The sequence below is a fragment of the Fibrobacter sp. UWEL genome (genome assembly GCF_900142535.1).
Taxonomy (GTDB): domain Bacteria; phylum Fibrobacterota; class Fibrobacteria; order Fibrobacterales; family Fibrobacteraceae; genus Fibrobacter.
Map to the genome: position 1 here is coordinate 293,969 of NZ_FRBE01000001.1, position 14,919 is coordinate 308,887.

Annotated in this window: 13 protein-coding genes; 8 read left to right on the plus strand and 5 right to left on the minus strand. The window is 50.9% G+C overall.

The window, feature by feature from the left end; genetic code table 11:
* Nucleotides 1-55 precede the first annotated feature (55 nt).
* Both BUB59_RS01250 and BUB59_RS01255 read left to right on the plus strand, forming a co-directional pair.
* Entirely contained in the window at nt 56-343 is a 288-nt protein-coding gene (locus tag BUB59_RS01250; RefSeq protein WP_073224844.1) for a nucleotidyltransferase family protein, read from the plus strand.
* Nucleotides 330-749 carry an HI0074 family nucleotidyltransferase substrate-binding subunit gene (locus BUB59_RS01255; protein ID WP_073224846.1) on the plus strand — a complete coding sequence of 140 codons (420 nt, stop codon included), beginning with the start codon at nt 330-332 and terminating at the stop codon, nt 747-749. Before BUB59_RS01250 ends, BUB59_RS01255 begins: the two co-directional genes overlap by 14 nt.
* Here the strand turns inward: BUB59_RS01255 and trmFO are convergent, their stop codons facing one another.
* From trmFO to glgC, 5 genes are all read right to left on the minus strand, one after another.
* Entirely contained in the window at nt 750-2,126 is a 1,377-nt protein-coding gene (trmFO, locus tag BUB59_RS01260) for a methylenetetrahydrofolate--tRNA-(uracil(54)-C(5))-methyltransferase (FADH(2)-oxidizing) TrmFO (protein ID WP_073224848.1), read from the minus strand.
* Nucleotides 2,127-2,198: 72 nt separating this feature from the next.
* On the minus strand, nt 2,199-2,654 hold the full coding sequence (locus BUB59_RS01265; protein WP_073224850.1) for a hypothetical protein: 456 nt from the start codon (nt 2,652-2,654) through the stop codon (nt 2,199-2,201).
* 16 nt (nt 2,655-2,670) lie between these two features.
* Complete coding sequence (locus tag BUB59_RS01270; RefSeq protein ID WP_073224852.1) at nt 2,671-3,732, minus strand: IMP cyclohydrolase; 1,062 nt, start codon at nt 3,730-3,732, stop codon at nt 2,671-2,673.
* A gap of 39 nt (nt 3,733-3,771) precedes the next feature.
* Complete coding sequence (locus BUB59_RS01275; protein WP_073224854.1) at nt 3,772-4,575, minus strand: NifU family protein; 804 nt, start codon at nt 4,573-4,575, stop codon at nt 3,772-3,774.
* Between the two features lie 154 nt (nt 4,576-4,729).
* Nucleotides 4,730-5,980, minus strand: a complete 1,251-nt coding sequence (glgC, locus tag BUB59_RS01280; RefSeq protein ID WP_073224856.1) for a glucose-1-phosphate adenylyltransferase — start codon at nt 5,978-5,980, stop codon at nt 4,730-4,732.
* A 311-nt stretch (nt 5,981-6,291) separates the two neighbouring features.
* Between glgC and BUB59_RS01285 the strand changes: the two genes are divergently transcribed.
* The 6 genes from BUB59_RS01285 to BUB59_RS01310 all read left to right on the plus strand — a co-directional run bounded on the left by BUB59_RS01285 (nt 6,292) and on the right by BUB59_RS01310 (nt 14,874).
* Nucleotides 6,292-8,154 (plus strand): phosphoenolpyruvate carboxykinase (GTP), encoded by a 1,863-nt coding sequence (locus BUB59_RS01285; protein WP_073224858.1) that lies wholly within the window; start codon nt 6,292-6,294, stop codon nt 8,152-8,154.
* A 164-nt stretch (nt 8,155-8,318) separates the two neighbouring features.
* On the plus strand, nt 8,319-9,494 hold the full coding sequence (locus tag BUB59_RS01290) for a multidrug effflux MFS transporter (protein WP_143160164.1): 1,176 nt from the start codon (nt 8,319-8,321) through the stop codon (nt 9,492-9,494).
* Between the two features lie 144 nt (nt 9,495-9,638).
* On the plus strand, nt 9,639-10,280 hold the full coding sequence (locus BUB59_RS01295) for a PadR family transcriptional regulator (protein ID WP_073224862.1): 642 nt from the start codon (nt 9,639-9,641) through the stop codon (nt 10,278-10,280).
* 116 nt (nt 10,281-10,396) lie between these two features.
* On the plus strand, nt 10,397-12,913 hold the full coding sequence (locus BUB59_RS01300) for a glycoside hydrolase family 94 protein (RefSeq protein WP_073224865.1): 2,517 nt from the start codon (nt 10,397-10,399) through the stop codon (nt 12,911-12,913).
* Between the two features lie 134 nt (nt 12,914-13,047).
* Nucleotides 13,048-13,659, plus strand: coding sequence for a trimeric intracellular cation channel family protein (locus tag BUB59_RS01305; RefSeq protein WP_073224867.1), 612 nt, complete (start codon nt 13,048-13,050; stop codon nt 13,657-13,659).
* A 177-nt stretch (nt 13,660-13,836) separates the two neighbouring features.
* Nucleotides 13,837-14,874, plus strand: coding sequence for a peptidylprolyl isomerase (locus tag BUB59_RS01310; protein ID WP_073224869.1), 1,038 nt, complete (start codon nt 13,837-13,839; stop codon nt 14,872-14,874).
* The last annotated feature ends 45 nt before the right edge of the window (nt 14,875-14,919 follow it).

Consider the following 14,919-nt stretch of genomic DNA (forward strand, 5'->3'; position numbering starts at 1 on the left):
AGATCCTCGGAACGGGGACGGCATCAACTGATTCAAAAAAAGTTATATTGAAGACATGGTCAATATTCCTGAAAATCTGAGACAACAAATTGTTCAGTTCGCAAAGAAGTGCGGACTGAGTCGTGTTGTGTTGTTTGGTTCTCGTGCTCGCGGAACCAATAGGGAACGTAGTGATGTTGACTTGGCTGTATCAGGATGCAATGTTGCTGAATTCCAGTATATGTTGGAAGATGATGCTGATTCGCTTTTGTCCTTTGATGTAATTGACTTAGAATCAGTACTTTCGCAGAAATTGAAGCAGAATATCGAACGTGAAGGAGTGTGCCTTTATGCAGAAGTTTGATAATTTCAAAAACTGCTTTGAAGTCCTGAAAAACTCCGAAAAAGCAAAAGCCCTTGCCGACGAAATTTATAGGACCGGAGTCATTGGACAATTTGGTTTAGCTTTTGAACTTGCCTGGAAAACGCTTCAGGAATTGATGCGCCTTCATGGAATTGAAGAAGCTGAAAACGGGTCTCCTAGAGAAATTCTAAGAGCTGGTTTCAAGTATGGTTTCTTGAATGATGAATCCACTTGGTTGTCGATGCTTAAGGATCGAAATTCCGCATCTCATATTTATGATGAGGAATCGTTTAATTCAGTTCTTGATCGAGTGTATTCAGGTTACATTGGTGAGTTTGATAATTTCAAGAGTGCTATGGAATCAAAGATTGGCTCACTTGAAAATAGTCCGGAAAACAAACTTTAATTATCCTTCACACTCCGCATCTGCTTGCGGATTCACAAATCTTGCATTGCCGATGGTGCGTTCTGCGATCCATTTCTGGACGCTTGCGCGGGCAGCTTCACCAAGAATTTCCTTCTTGTTCTTCTTCTTCAAGCCCTCGTGATGGGGGAGGAGGCCGAAGTTGAAATTCATGGGCTGGAAGTCTTCGTTTTCTTCTACAAGGCGGTTCATGAGAGCGCCGATGCAACTTTCGTCGGGTAGCGGGTCTGCGGCTCCGTGCAAAAGCGTCTGGGCCATGTTCCAAGCAGAATACAAACCGGTGGCTACTGCTTCGGTGTAGCCTTCGGAACCTGTAATCTGACCTGCGAACCATGTGGGCGGCAAGTCCTTGGCGCATTCCAGTTCCGGGCGCAGACGCAATGTCTTGTCCAGGAACTTGGGCGAATCGATGAAAGTGTTGCGATGCATGCAGCCCAGGCGTGCGAAGTTCGCATTCTTCAGGGCCGGAACCATGGTGAAGATTTCCTTCTGGGTACCCCACTTGAGGCGCGTCTGGAAGCCCACCATGTTGTACAAAGTCTTCTGCTTGTTTTCGGCGCGGAGCTGGATGACGGCGTACCAAAGTTTGCCGTTGTTGCCAAGGCCGAGGCCGATGGGACGCATGGGGCCGTGACGCAACGTTTCGTAGCCGCGGCGGGCCAATTCTTCAACGGGCAGGCAGCCTTCGAACAGCTCGTGCTTTTCGTAGGGGCGGGGCTCAATACCTTCTGCATCCACAAGGGCTGCCACGAACTTCTCGTAGGTTTCGCGGTCCAGGGGGCAGTTGATAAAGTCTGCAGTTTCGCCCTTCTCCCAGCGGTTCATATAGAAGGCGTGGTCAAAGTCGATGGAATCCGTTTCCACCACGGGAGCGATGGCATCATAGAAATGCAAACGGTCGCTGCCCAAGCGCTTAAAGATGTCATCGGCCAGAGTGTCGCTTGCCAGTGGTCCTGCAGCTACCAGAGTGGGGCAATCGCCTGCAAGGCTCGTCACTTCTTCGCGATGCAACGTGATGTTGGGGCATTCAGCAATTTTCTTTTCCACAAGTTCGCTAAAGATGTCGCGATTCACTGTAAGGGAATCTCCCGCGGGCACTGCGGCTTCGGCGGCGCATTCCATAAGGAAGCTGCCCAACATTCTCAGTTCCTGCTTCAAGAGGCCGTGTGCACTGGTAACGCCCAAAGCCTTAAAGCTGTTGGAGCAAACCAGCTGGGCCAAGTGGCCGTCGCGATGGGCGGGCGTCGGCTTTACCGGGCGCATTTCGTACAGATGAACATCAAAACCGCGGCTTGCTAACTGCAATGCTGCTTCACAACCGGCGAGACCGCCACCAATCACACGAACTTTCTGAGTCATGACAACAAATTTAGAAAAACAAAAAGGGTTCCTTCAATGAAGGAGCCCTTTTTGCAAACTTTAGAAAAATGATTAGTTCACAATCATCTTCTTATAGGTCTTTGCGTTTCCGATCCACAGCTTCACCAGAAGTTCTTCAAGAGAAGCGGAGGTGACGCAATCTGGATCAGCGTCTTGAATCTCATCGGAAATCATGTTGGCCTGGGTCAGGTTCAACATGCCGTAGTAAAGAGCTTCAATAAGCTGAGACAGAAATTCGGGAGAGACTCGTGCGATGCATTCCATATCGTTGAGGGGTGGCAGCTGGCTGTTGTCCGGCATGAACTGGTCCAGGTTATCCATGGTCCACATGTCGGCAGCCTTGCCCATATCGGGAGACAGGGCTACACCCTTCAGGCTGGAACGGTATTCCTTCCATTCCTTATCCGTGGTCTTGCCTGCCTTGCGAATCTTCTTCAGGAAGGAAAGTACTGTATGGTACAGTTCCTTTTCTTTCTGATTAGTTTCCTTCTGGGATGCTGGAATCATCTACGAGTTTTCCTTTTTAGTGACGGAAGTGACGCATGCCGGTGAAGACCATTGCCACGCCGAGCTTGTTGCAAGCTTCGATGGAAAGGTCGTCCTTCTTGGAACCACCCGGCTGCACGATGTACTGAACACCGGCTGCTGCTGCGGCTTCAACGTTATCCGGGAACGGGAAGAATGCGTCGGAACCCATAACGACTTCGCTGAACACCTTAGCTTCCAGAGCCTTGAGGCCAGCCTTGTCGATGCACTTGCCCTTTTCGTTGAAGAACTTTGCTGCAGCCTTCATGCGAGCAACGTTGTCACGAACGCGGGGCTGGCAGAGGCGGAGGTTGGAGTCAATGCGGTTGGGCTGGCCGGGGCCGAGACCCAGAACCTGGAAGTAACCACGAGCGTATTCGTAACCCATGACGATTGCGTTGGACTTGGTGTGCTTGGTGACGATCCAAGTAAAGCGGGCGAGGGCTTCCTTGTTCTTTGCGAACTTCTTCTTGGTGACGCATTCGAACTTTTCGTAAACGTCAACGTCGCGGTCCTGAACCAGCATACCGCCGATCACATGCTTGTAGACCTTCATCTTGGTGGCCTTCTTGATTTCGCCAACTTCCAGGAGACGAATGTCCTTGGACTTGTTCTGGAGGAATTCAAGAGCATCCTTGTCGAATGCGGGAGCCAGAAGGATTTCAACAAACTTACCCTTCAGGAATTCAGCAGTCTTTAGGTCAACCTTCTTGGTCACTGCGATCACGGAACCGAAAGCGGACACCGGATCACCTTCCCATGCAGCTTCCATAGCAGTGCGAAGAGTCTTACCGGTAGCGAGGCCACAGGGGTTCATGTGCTTCACGATGACAACTGCATTTTCACCAGCGAATTCGCGAGCCATTTCCAGAGCTGCGTCAGCATCAACGATGTTGTTGTAGCTGAGTTCCTTACCATGGAGCTGCTTTGCAGTTGCAAGGCTTGCTTCATTGCAAGTGGGGTCGCGGTAGAAAACTGCGGCCTGGTGAGAGTTTTCACCGTAGCGCATGGGCTGCGGGTCAACGAACTTAAGCTTCAATTCTTTGGGTTCTTTAGCCATTTTATCTTCCTTTAGGTTGGTTTAAAATCTCTTGCGTGATTAGGTTTCGCTGGGTTCGCCGCCGATGACCACTTCCTGGTTCATGTTATCCAAGGGGTCCTCGGGATCTACAATCAAGTTATAATAAACATTGTTCTGGAGTTCATCCTCGATGTAGAACAACGTTCCGCCCATGGCACTGCCACAGCCGGCACAAGCTCCCTGGAAGCGGATCTTCAGGTGGTTGTCTTCGGTCAGGTCGAGAATTTCCAGGTCGCCGCCATCGCCCTGCAGTGTTCCTCGGACGGATTTGTGGAGCCATTCCTCGATCTTTTCAATCTTCTGAACTTTGGTCAGGGCGTTCCATTCGGTATCTGCTTCCGCACGGCCTTCTGCAGTTTGAGTGCGGTACTTGATACGTTCCATCTTCTCGCGGACGATGATAGCGGTTGCCTTCTTCTCCGGATATTCTTCCAGGACTTTAGCAATCAGCTTGTTCATCTGACTAATTTCGGGAGCGTTTTCGGGAATGGCTCGTACTTCGGGAATGTCACGCAGTTCTTCTTCGATAGACTCTGCGGTAATCTTGCAGGCTTCGTCTATGGTCTCCATCTGGATCTTCTTGCAGAAGGTATCTGCTAGGGCGGTAAACACCGGGCCACCATAGGTAAAGAATCGTGTTTCCAGAATTTTGTCGCAGTCTGGGTCAATCATCAGGTAGACCTTCAGGCTTGCTTCCTTTACATCCACCAGTGCCAGGCCCTTTTCGTCGGCCTCGATCTGGAAGATTGCCCCACGATACTTGGGGGACTTTGCAATATCTTGCACCTTTTGAGAAAGGGTGCTAGTCACTTCTTCATTCATACGAAAGCAAAATTAGAAAAAAGCGAAATCCATTCTGTTTTCAACATAAAAAAGACCCCGCTTTTAAGCGAGGTCTTTTTGCTACGGTTTCCCCTCGGCTACGCTCGGGGACCTTGCGACATGTTATGCTTGGCACTCTTCGAGTGCTGCCACATTAAGCCTTAATAATCGTATCCTTGGCCAGCACAACGATGCCGGATTCGGTTACGTGGAACAGCTTGCGGTCGCGTTCCAGGTCGTAGCCAATCTGGAAGCCTGCAGGAATATGCAAGCCCTTTTCGATGATTGCACGACGAACCTTGGCACCCGGGCCAATCGTTACGTTGGGGAAGAGGATAGATTCTTCTACCATGGCGTCCTTCTGGATGGTTACGCCCGGAGAGAGAATGCTCTTCACAACGGTACCGCCACCGATAATGCAGCCTGCAGAAACGATGGAGTCGATAGCTGCACCCTGATGGGATTCGTTATCGCCTGCGAAGAAACGTGCAGGAGGCTGGTTCCAGTTGTAAGTACGGATAGGCCAGTAGTTGTTGTACAGGTCAAACGGGGGATTTTCGGAGCAAAGGTCCATGTTTGCTTCGAAGAATGCATCCAGGGTACCTACGTCGCGCCAGTATCCCTTGGTGCTGGCCTGTTCGCCACGGACGATGTTGGTGTTGAAGTCATAGACGTACACCGGATAGTCGTGGTAGAGGGCCGGAATAATATGCTTGCCGAAGTCGGTTGCGCCATTCTTGGCGCCGTTCATCAGTTCACGAACCAGGAACTTGCTGGTGAACAGGTAGTTGCCCATAGAAGCAAGGCACCAACCCGGACGACCCGGCATTTCCTTGGGGTTCTGGGGCTTTTCTTCAAAGCCGATCATACGGTTGTCCTGGTCCACTTCGATAATACCGAATTCGCTTGCTTCCTTGACGGGAACCGGAATTGCTGCGATGGTGAGCAATGCGGCGCGGGAGAGGTGGAAGTCGATCATCTGGTTGATGTCCATCTTGTAGATGTGGTCACCACCGAAGATGGCCACCAGGTCCGGGCGTTCGTCGGTAATCAGGTTGATGTTCTGGAAAATTGCGTCGGCGGTACCCTTGTACCAATCATCGCCAGTGCGCATCTGTGCAGGAACCAGATCCACGTACTGGTCCAAACTTGCGTTCAGATTCCAGGCGGCGGAAATGTGCTTGTTCAGGGAGTCGGACTTGAACTGAGTCAATACCTTGATCTTGAAGATGCCAGAGTTGATGAAGTTGTTCAGGACGAAGTCGATGATGCGGTAGGTGCCACCGAAATGGACTGCCGGTTTTGCACGGTCACGGGTGAGGGGCTGCAGACGGCTGCCCTGGCCACCGGCCATGATCATGCAGAGAATGTTCTTCTGGTGTTCACGAGAGTAGGACCAGCTCATATTTCCTCTATCTTAAAAAGTAAACAAATAAATTACACGGGATAATCTATCAAATTTTTAAGAAAAATGTTAAAAAAGCGCAAATTTTCCCGAAAAATATTTAGAGAATCTCAACGAGATTGGGCAGGGGAGTCCGCCATGGGCGGTTTGATGTTCCGCCCCTCGTTCGTTCAGTGTGATTTTGATCGTTTTTTCAAACTCAGGATTGTTTATTCGCTTCAAATTTTTATACATTTCAGTCGTTCGAAAATTCTCGAAAGGGTGGACTGCGTCATGCGGTCGCCTTAACATTAACCAAATAGGAGCTCATAATGTCTCTTACTCTGAACGACATCAAGCACCCGAAGATCAAGGCTTGGGTTGAAGAAGTCATCGAAATGTGCGAACCGGACAACGTTGTTGTTACCGACGGTTCTATCGAAGAATACAACACCCTCATGCAGAAGTGTGTCGACGCTGGTCTCGCTACCAAGCTCGCTAAGAAGGAAAACTGCTACCTGTTCCGTTCTCTTCCGTCTGACGTGGCTCGTGTTGAATCCCGTACCTTCATCTCTTCCATCGACGAAGAAGATGCAGGTCCGACCAACCACTGGATCAACCCCACCGAACTGAAGAAGACTATGCGTGACCTGTACAAGGGTTGTATGCACGGCCGTACCATGTACGTGATTCCGTTCTGCATGGGCCCCCTTGGTTCCGACATCTCCAAGAACGGTATCGAAATCACTGATTCCGAATACGTCGTTCTCAACATGGACATCATGACTCGCGCCGGCAAGAAGGTTCTCGATATCTTCAATGCAGACCCGAACGCTGCATTCGTTCCCTGCCTCCACTCTGTTGGTAAGCCGCTGAACAACGGTGAAACCGATGGCGGCATCTGGCCCTGCGCTGACGTTGAACACAAGTACATCTCCCAGTTCCCCGACCAGAAGCTCATTTGGTCCTACGGTTCTGGCTACGGTGGAAACGCTCTGCTCGGCAAGAAGTGCTTCGCTCTCCGTATCGCTACCGTTCTCGCTCGCGACGAAGGCTGGCTGGCTGAACACATGCTTATCCTGAAGCTCACCAACCCCAAGGGCGAAGTCAAGTATGTTACTGGCGCATTCCCCTCTGCTTGCGGTAAGACCAACCTCGCTATGCTCATCCCGACTATCCCGGGCTGGAAGGTCGAAACCATCGGTGACGATATCGCATGGATGAAGTTTGGTAAGGACGGTCGTCTTTATGCAATCAACCCTGAAGCAGGCTTCTTCGGCGTTGCTCCGGGTACTTCTGCAGAATCCAACAAGAATGCTTTGATCTCTGCTGAAAAGAACACCATTTACACCAACTGCGCTCTCACTGAAGATGGCGACGTATGGTGGGAAGGCATCGGCTTCCCGGCTACCGGTAAGCTGGTTGACTGGAAGGGCAACACCCGTGACGCTCTCCCCAAGGACAAGGCTCCTAAGGGCGAAGAAATGGCTCACCCCAATGCTCGCTTCACCGCTCCTGCAAACCAGTGCCCCTGCATTGCAGCTGAATGGGAAGATCCTGCAGGCGTTCCTATCTCCGCAATCCTCTTCGGTGGTCGCCGTCCGTCCACCATTCCTCTGGTTCACCAGTCCCTGAGCTGGAACCACGGCGTGTTCCTCGGCTCCATCGTTGGTTCCGAAATCACCGCTGCTTCCACCATTAACGCTGCTGAAGTCGGTAAGATCCGTCGCGACCCGTTCGCAATCCTCCCGTTCTGCGGCTACAACATGGGTGACTACTTCAAGCACTGGATCGAAATCGGCAAGAAGTCTACCGAAGACAAACTCCCCAAGATCTTCTACGTCAACTGGTTCCGTAAGGACGCTGACAATGCAGAACTTCCGGGTGGCTTCATGTGGCCGGGTTACGGCGACAACAGCCGCGTCCTCGCTTGGATCTTCGACCGTTGCAACGGTGCAGACAACGCTAAGGAAACCCCGATTGGCTTCATGCCGGCAGACGGCGCCCTCAACACTGAAGGCCTCGCTGAATGCTACAAGAAGACTCTCCCCGCAATCACTTCCGTTGATGTTGAAGGCTGGAAGAAGGAACTTGCTGACGTTAAGGAAAATCACTATCCGAAGTTCGGCAAGCACCTCCCGAAGGAACTGTCCGACATCATCGACATGATCCAGGATCGTCTCAATAAGGCATAATTTCCAATTTGGAAATAACCTTTAAAGGAACCTCTGCGGACCTCCGCAGGGGTTTCTTTTTTATCTTGAAAACGCTTGCCGAAATTTCTAAATATGGCCACGAATTCAATGAGCAGCCTTTGTTAGGCGTAAAGCTCCTGTTGAATTAAAAAGGTGTATACATCGTGAGTTCCAAAACAAAATTCACGTTCTTGATGTTCCTTCTGGGAATGCTTTCTGCCTTCGGGCCCTTCGTTACAGATCTCTACTTGCCGGCGTTGCCCAACTTGGCGGATTACTTCAAGGCAACTCCCTCGGCTTCGCAGTTGAGCCTTACCATGAGCATGCTGGGCCTGAGTATTGGCCAGCTGTTTATTGGCCCGCTGAGTGACAAGTACGGACGTAAGCGTCTGCTGGTGATTTGTCTTGTGCTGTTTGTGGTGGGTACCTGCGCCTGTATTTATGCTCCGGACATCGCCATCTTTAATATCTGCCGTTTGCTGCAAGGTCTTGCGGCTTCTGGCGGTATCGTGATTGCAAGATCCGTCTCTGCGGACTCTTACCGCGGGCCAGTCCTCACGAAGTTCCTGGCCATGGTCAGCGCCGTGAATGGGGTAGCCCCGATCGTAGCTCCGGTGTTGGGCGGCTTCCTGCTGAACTTTATGAGCTGGAAGGGAACTTTTGCTGTTCTCCTGATTTACGGTTTTGTGCTGCTGTTCATGGCCGGAAAATTCCAGGAAAGTCTTGCTCCCCACCGTCGCAGTCAGAAGTCCATTCTGGCTAGCTTCACGTTGTATGGCGAAGTTTTCCGTAATGGTGAATTCGTCCGTTACTTCCTGGTATGCTCCGCTTCCATGATAGTGCTGTTTGGCTATATCGCTGCATCGCCCTTCATTTTTCAGAAACTTTATGGACTGAGCCCCATCGGTTTTAGTCTTTGCTTTGCCTTGATTGCTGTCTGCACCGCTATTGGATGCGCCACTTCTGGCAAGATCCGCAGTGACCGTACGGCCATCAAAATCGCTGGCTTTGGTGTTTTTGCGGCGTCCCTTGCCGTGGCTGCCTGTTTGCTGACTCACGCTCCGCTGCCCTTGCTTCAGGCGTCCTTTATGGTAACCACATTCATGTTTGGTCTGATGCAGCCTCCTGCATCTGCCCTAGCCTTGAATGCGGAACGCAAGAATGCAGGAACCGCTTCTGCAGCCATGGGGGCAGCAGGTTTCCTTATGGGCGGCATTGCTAGCCCCATTGTGGGCATGGGCGGTATTGCAGTCAGCGCCTCCGCCATGCTGGTGACCGGTGGGTTCCTGACCATGATTTTCATGATCATCGCCAAGTCCAAAATGCCCAAAAAGCAATAATTGGAAAAAAAGTGGAAAAAAAATGAAGATTTTTTACCACTTTGTAAAATTTTAGGTATATTCCAAGTTGGAATAATGCTAAATTTTATTATCACAGAACGATAATTTCCCGAATTTGGCATAAAAAAGAAGAGGAATGGGCAAATGAATCGATACGACTTGGTACTGTTGGGTCTTATTCTCGAACACGAACGCAGCGGTTATGACATTATCACCGAAGTGCGCGAACGCGAACTGGACCGTTGGGCTAACCTGAGCACTTCTACCGTCTACAATCGATTGACCACTCTTGAAAAGAACGCTTGCATTGTGGGCCGTACCGAACGTGATGGCAACCGCCCGGAACGTGTGGTTTTCAACATTACCGAAAAGGGTAGGGATGTGCTGAAGAAGGAAGTCCTGAAGCACTTGACCGGCTTCAATGACGATCCCCGTACCTTGGGTTTTGCATTCCTGTTTGGCGCAGACAATAAGGAACTGATCCGCACCCTGGAAGCTCACGAACGCCGCCTGGTTGCCGAAATCGAAAATCTTGAAAAGATGATCGCGGAAGAACCGAAGCCCACCCTTTATCCGGAAGGCCCGTTCCTGAACTGCATGTCCCGCGACCACATTCTGGTTGAATTGAAGTATGTTCGCGCTGCTATCGGCATTCTGCGTGACCCTGTCCGCAACAAGAAGCTGGATGGCTACTTCTACATTAACTTCGGTAATCGTCCTTTCGAAAACTTCAATAAGGAAGAAGGCTCTGCAGAAGCTGCTTCCGTAGAAGCTCCCGAAAAATAATTCTAAATTTTACAACAAGAAAAGACGTATGTAGGTGATGTTGTATTCCTGCGAAAGCTCATACCTCAAACCTCGTACCTCGAACCTTTTTTAACAACCCCTCTAACGGAGATAAAATGGCTACAACAAAGACAAAGAAGCCCGCTGCAAAGAAGGTGACCGCTAAGGCCGCCGCTAAGTACGGTTACTTCGATGACGCTGCTAAAGAATACGTTCTCACCAACCCGGCTACCCCGATTAAGTGGTGCAACTACGTCGGTACTCTGAACTTCGGTGGTATCGTTGATACTACTGGTGGTTCCTTGATCTGTAAGGGTGACCCGGCTCTGAACCGTATTACCAAGTACATCGCTCAGATGCCTTGCTCTGACTTCAAGGCAAGCACCATCTACATCCGCGTTAAGGATGCTAAGGGCGGCTACAGCGTATTCTCTCCGTTCGTTGTCCCGACTCTCACCAAGATGGACAAGTGGGAATGCCACGTTGGTCTGTCTTACATGCGTTGGATTGCTGAATGCCAGGGCGTTCGCACTCAGGTCACTATCTTCGTGCCGACTGGCTCCAACACTCTCCTCCAGGACATCCAGGTTACCAACATCTCTAAGGCCGCTAAGGAAATCGATGTTGTTCCCGTTTACGAATTCAGCCACTTCGAAGCTGAAAAGCAGCTCACCAACGCTGACTGGGTTCCCCAGACCATGACCCTCAAGGCTCATCCGGAAAAGGATGGCTGCCTGGTTCTCGAACAGTACGCTTACATGAAGCGTGACTTCGCCGTGAACTACGTTACCGCTAACGGTAAGGTTTCCTCCTTCGATGGCGACCGTCGCGTGTTCCTCGGCTCCAACGAAATGGGCTCCTGGGCTGCTCCGCTCTCCCTCGGCAACAAGGAACTTTCCAACTCTGAATGTGACCGCGGCGACAATATCGCAGCTCTCATGATTCACGCAGGCAAGGTTGCTGCCGGCAAGACTTTCCGTACCTGCACTCAGCTCGGTCAGGAACAGTCTCTCAAGGTTGCTAACAAGGCTATCAAGAAGTATCGCGACCTCAAGAACGTCGACAAGGCTTTCGCTGAACTGGCTGACTTCTGGACCAAGTACCTGTCCACTATCCAGGTGGAAACTCCGGATGCTGCTTTCAACTCCATGATCAACGTCCACAACCCCCGTCAGTGCCACACTACCAAGAACTGGTCTCGTTACCTGTCCTTGTACCAGCTGGGCTACGGCACCAGCCGCGGTATCGGTTACCGTGACTCCAGCCAGGACCTCATGGGCGTTATGAGCCACATGCCGGAAGAAGCTCTGGAACTCGCCAAGAACCTTCTCTCCGTACAGCGTCCGGAAGGTAACGCTATGCACCAGTACGCTCCGCTCGCTCTCGCTGAAGACAACGGCAACGAAGCTAATGCCGGTGACTCCCGTGAAAAGGCTGGCGTTAAGGATGCCAAGGGCAATCCGATGTACGCTGACTGGTACGGTGACGACCATCTGTGGATCGTTCTCACTGTTGCTAACTACCTGAAGGAAACCGGTAAGCTGGATCTCCTCAAGGAAGAAATTCCGTTCTACGTTGCTGGCAAGAAGCGCGCTGACCGTCCGAAGGGCACTGTCCTCGAACACCTCAAGCGTTCTGTTGCTTTCAGCCGCAACAACCTCGGTCAGCACAACTTGCCGCTCCTCGGCTTCGCTGACTGGAACGACTGCATGAACCTGCCGCTGGGTGCAGAATCCTCCTTCAACACCGGCCTCTATGCTAAGGCTCTGTTGGAAATGATGGACATCTGCGAAACTCTCGGCGACAAGAAGTCCGTTGAAATGTACAAGGGCTGGTACGAAGACGTCAAGGCTGCATTCAACAAGTGCGCTTGGGACGGCAAGTGGTGGATCCGCTGGTTCGGTAAGGACGGCACCGCCTATGGTACCAACAAGGCTAAGTACGGCAAGATCTACTGCAATAGCCAGTCTTGGTCTGTGATGTCCGGCATTGCTTACGGCGAACGCGCTGTACAGGGCATGGACAGCCTGAACAAGCTCCTGAACACCGCTAACGGTGTGAAGAGCTCTACTCCGGGTTACCGCGGCTTCGATCCGACCGTTGGTGGCATCTCCACCTATCCTCCTGGAGCAAAGGAAAACGGCGGTATCTTCCTCCACACCAATCCGTGGGTGATGATCGCTGAAACCATCCTGGGCCGTGGCGATAAGGCTTTCCAGTACTACAACCAGATTAACCCCGCTGCAAAGAACGTCAAGCTGGACGAATTCGAATCCGAACCGTACTGCTATCCGCAGAACATTCTCGGTGACGAACACAAGCAGTTCGGTATGGGCCGTAACGCATGGCTCTCCGGTACTTCTTCCTGGACCTACCAGGCAGCTACCCAGTTCATCATCGGTGTACGTTCTAGCTTCAAGGGCTTGATCGTTGATCCTTGCATTCCGTCCGCTTGGGGCGAATTCAAGGTGACCCGTAAGTTCCGCGGCGCTACCTACGAAATCTCCGTGAAGAACCCGAAGCACGTCTGCAAGGGCGTTGCCAAGATGGTTGTCGATGGCAAGGAAATCGATTCCAACATCGCCCCCGTCTTCACTAAGGGTGTGCACAAGGTCGAAGTGACATTGGGCTAATTTATTAGGCCAATGTCATCCTGAGCGAAGCCCGTCAGGGCGTAGTCGAAGGATCTAAAGAAAGAAGTTCTGAAAAGGACTTCTTTCTTTTTTTTGTATTGGGAGCTATGCTTTTCTATATTTGCGCGTAGTTTATGCTTCTCTTGATTCTTGATATTCTGGGTACTTTTGCCTTCGCTATTTCGGGGGCGGAAAAGGCGGTGCGTTACAGGCTGGACTGGCTTGGCTTGATTGTGCTTGCCACGGTGACGGGTGTTGGGGGAGGTATCCTTCGCGATGTAATGCTGGGGGCTACACCGCCGGCGGCGCTTACTAATCCCATCTATCTTCCTATTTGCATTGCGGGCGCGTTTTTCTACTTGGCAATGCGCAAGAGAATTCGTAAGATCAGAGTTTTGATTCTTGTAGCGGATGCCTTGGGCCTTGGGTTCTTTACGGCTGTGGGTGCTGCAAAGGCAAGTGCTATGTCGGCTGGTCCTTACTCCATTATTTTGTTCGCAGCCATTACTGCGGCTGGCGGTGGTTTGATTCGCGACCTGCTGGTTTCTGAGATTCCCCAGGTTCTCAAGAGCGACTTTTATGCGACGGCGGCTTTGATTGGCGGTATTTTGTTTTACGTGCTGGATTTTGCCAATCTGGGAAGCGTCCCGCAGATTCTCATTACTACGGCTTTTACCTTTGCTCTCCGTCTTTTTGCCATGCGTAAAAAGATTGAACTGCCCAAGACCCGTAAAAAGGATTTCTAATCCCTTTTTCATTTCCAATTCGTGCTGAATTCTACTTCGGGGTAATCACTTTTTCTATATGGCGCTCTTCGAGCGCATATATGGGCGCTTCTTTAATGAAAAAAAAGAAATTCTTTTTTTTTCACTAAATCAGCTTTTTCTATATTTACAGCGGAAAATTTTTAACAAGGAAATATAATGTCCCTTAAATTGATTTCTCGTGGTGCTGCAGCTCTGCTTTTGACCGCTAGCATCGCTTCTGCTCAGTTGATGAATTCTAAGAGCCTTGACGTGATTCGCGTCGACAAGGTTGGTATTTCTGCAGGTAAGATTGATAGCTTGGCTAAGATGCTGGGTGAACAGCAGCTCCGTGGCAAGAAGATTGACGACCAGACCATGACCCAGCTCCGCTATGCCGTGATCGACAACCTGGTGGGTCAGGAATTGATCAAGCTGGAAGCCAAGAAGCAGGGCCTGAAGGTTCCCGCTGCCAAGGTCGATAGCCTTGCAACTCTCTTCAAGAAGCAGTTCCCCAGCGAAGATGCCTTCCAGAAGGAATTGAAGAAGTCTAACACTACCATGGCTCAGTTCAAGGGCAAGTTGGAAGACCAGCTGAAGAGCGAAATGCTTCTGGAAAAGAAGGTTCCGTATCCTGCAGATCCTACCGAAAAGCAGATGCAGGCTTACTGGGAACTGAACAAGCATAAGGTTTCCATCAACGACTCCATCAGCGGTATCCGTCTGTATGTCAGCACCAAGGGCAAGTCTGCTCAGGACATCGCCGACACCAAGGATATGCTGAAGGGTATGGCTGCTCAGATCCGTTCTAGCATCCGCGCTAAGAAGATGCCGTTCAACTATGCTGTACAGGCATTTGCCCAGCAGGTTGTCCAGTCCAGTGACGATCCCGAAGCCAAGAAGACTGGTGGCATGATGATTACCACCACTAAGGCTCACGGTGCCGCATTTGAAAAGGCTATCGCCAAGATGAAGGTGGGCGACATTTCTGATGTCTATACCGAAAAGGATGGCGTCTGCATCTTTATGCTTACCGGCCGTAACGATGGTAAGTACGAAAGCTACAAGAACCAGATCGAAAACGGTCTGAAGATGCAGCACGAACAGGAACGCCAGATGCAGCTGAAGGCTTACCTGGACGATCTTGGAAAGGTCTACAAGGTTCAGTACCTGGACTCCAAGTACACTCCGCCCCAGGCAATCGGCTCTGCTAAGTAATTCGCTTACATTTGAATAAAGAGCAGCGGCGAATAAAAGCCGTTG

Bases quoted from the DNA above. Each gene is read 5' to 3' on its own strand.
- glgC (WP_073224856.1), bottom strand. From the start codon at position 5,980: ATGAGCTGGTCCTACTCTCGTGAACACCAGAAGAACATTCTCTGCATG.
- BUB59_RS01310 (WP_073224869.1), top strand. From the start codon at position 13,837: ATGTCCCTTAAATTGATTTCTCGTGGTGCTGCAGCTCTGCTTTTGACC.
- BUB59_RS01255 (WP_073224846.1), top strand. From the start codon at position 330: ATGCAGAAGTTTGATAATTTCAAAAACTGCTTTGAAGTCCTGAAAAAC.
- BUB59_RS01285 (WP_073224858.1), top strand. From the start codon at position 6,292: ATGTCTCTTACTCTGAACGACATCAAGCACCCGAAGATCAAGGCTTGG.
- BUB59_RS01265 (WP_073224850.1), bottom strand. From the start codon at position 2,654: ATGATTCCAGCATCCCAGAAGGAAACTAATCAGAAAGAAAAGGAACTG.
- BUB59_RS01275 (WP_073224854.1), bottom strand. From the start codon at position 4,575: ATGAATGAAGAAGTGACTAGCACCCTTTCTCAAAAGGTGCAAGATATT.
- BUB59_RS01270 (WP_073224852.1), bottom strand. From the start codon at position 3,732: ATGGCTAAAGAACCCAAAGAATTGAAGCTTAAGTTCGTTGACCCGCAG.
- BUB59_RS01300 (WP_073224865.1), top strand. From the start codon at position 10,397: ATGGCTACAACAAAGACAAAGAAGCCCGCTGCAAAGAAGGTGACCGCT.
- BUB59_RS01305 (WP_073224867.1), top strand. From the start codon at position 13,048: ATGCTTCTCTTGATTCTTGATATTCTGGGTACTTTTGCCTTCGCTATT.
- BUB59_RS01250 (WP_073224844.1), top strand. From the start codon at position 56: ATGGTCAATATTCCTGAAAATCTGAGACAACAAATTGTTCAGTTCGCA.
- trmFO (WP_073224848.1), bottom strand. From the start codon at position 2,126: ATGACTCAGAAAGTTCGTGTGATTGGTGGCGGTCTCGCCGGTTGTGAA.
- BUB59_RS01295 (WP_073224862.1), top strand. From the start codon at position 9,639: ATGAATCGATACGACTTGGTACTGTTGGGTCTTATTCTCGAACACGAA.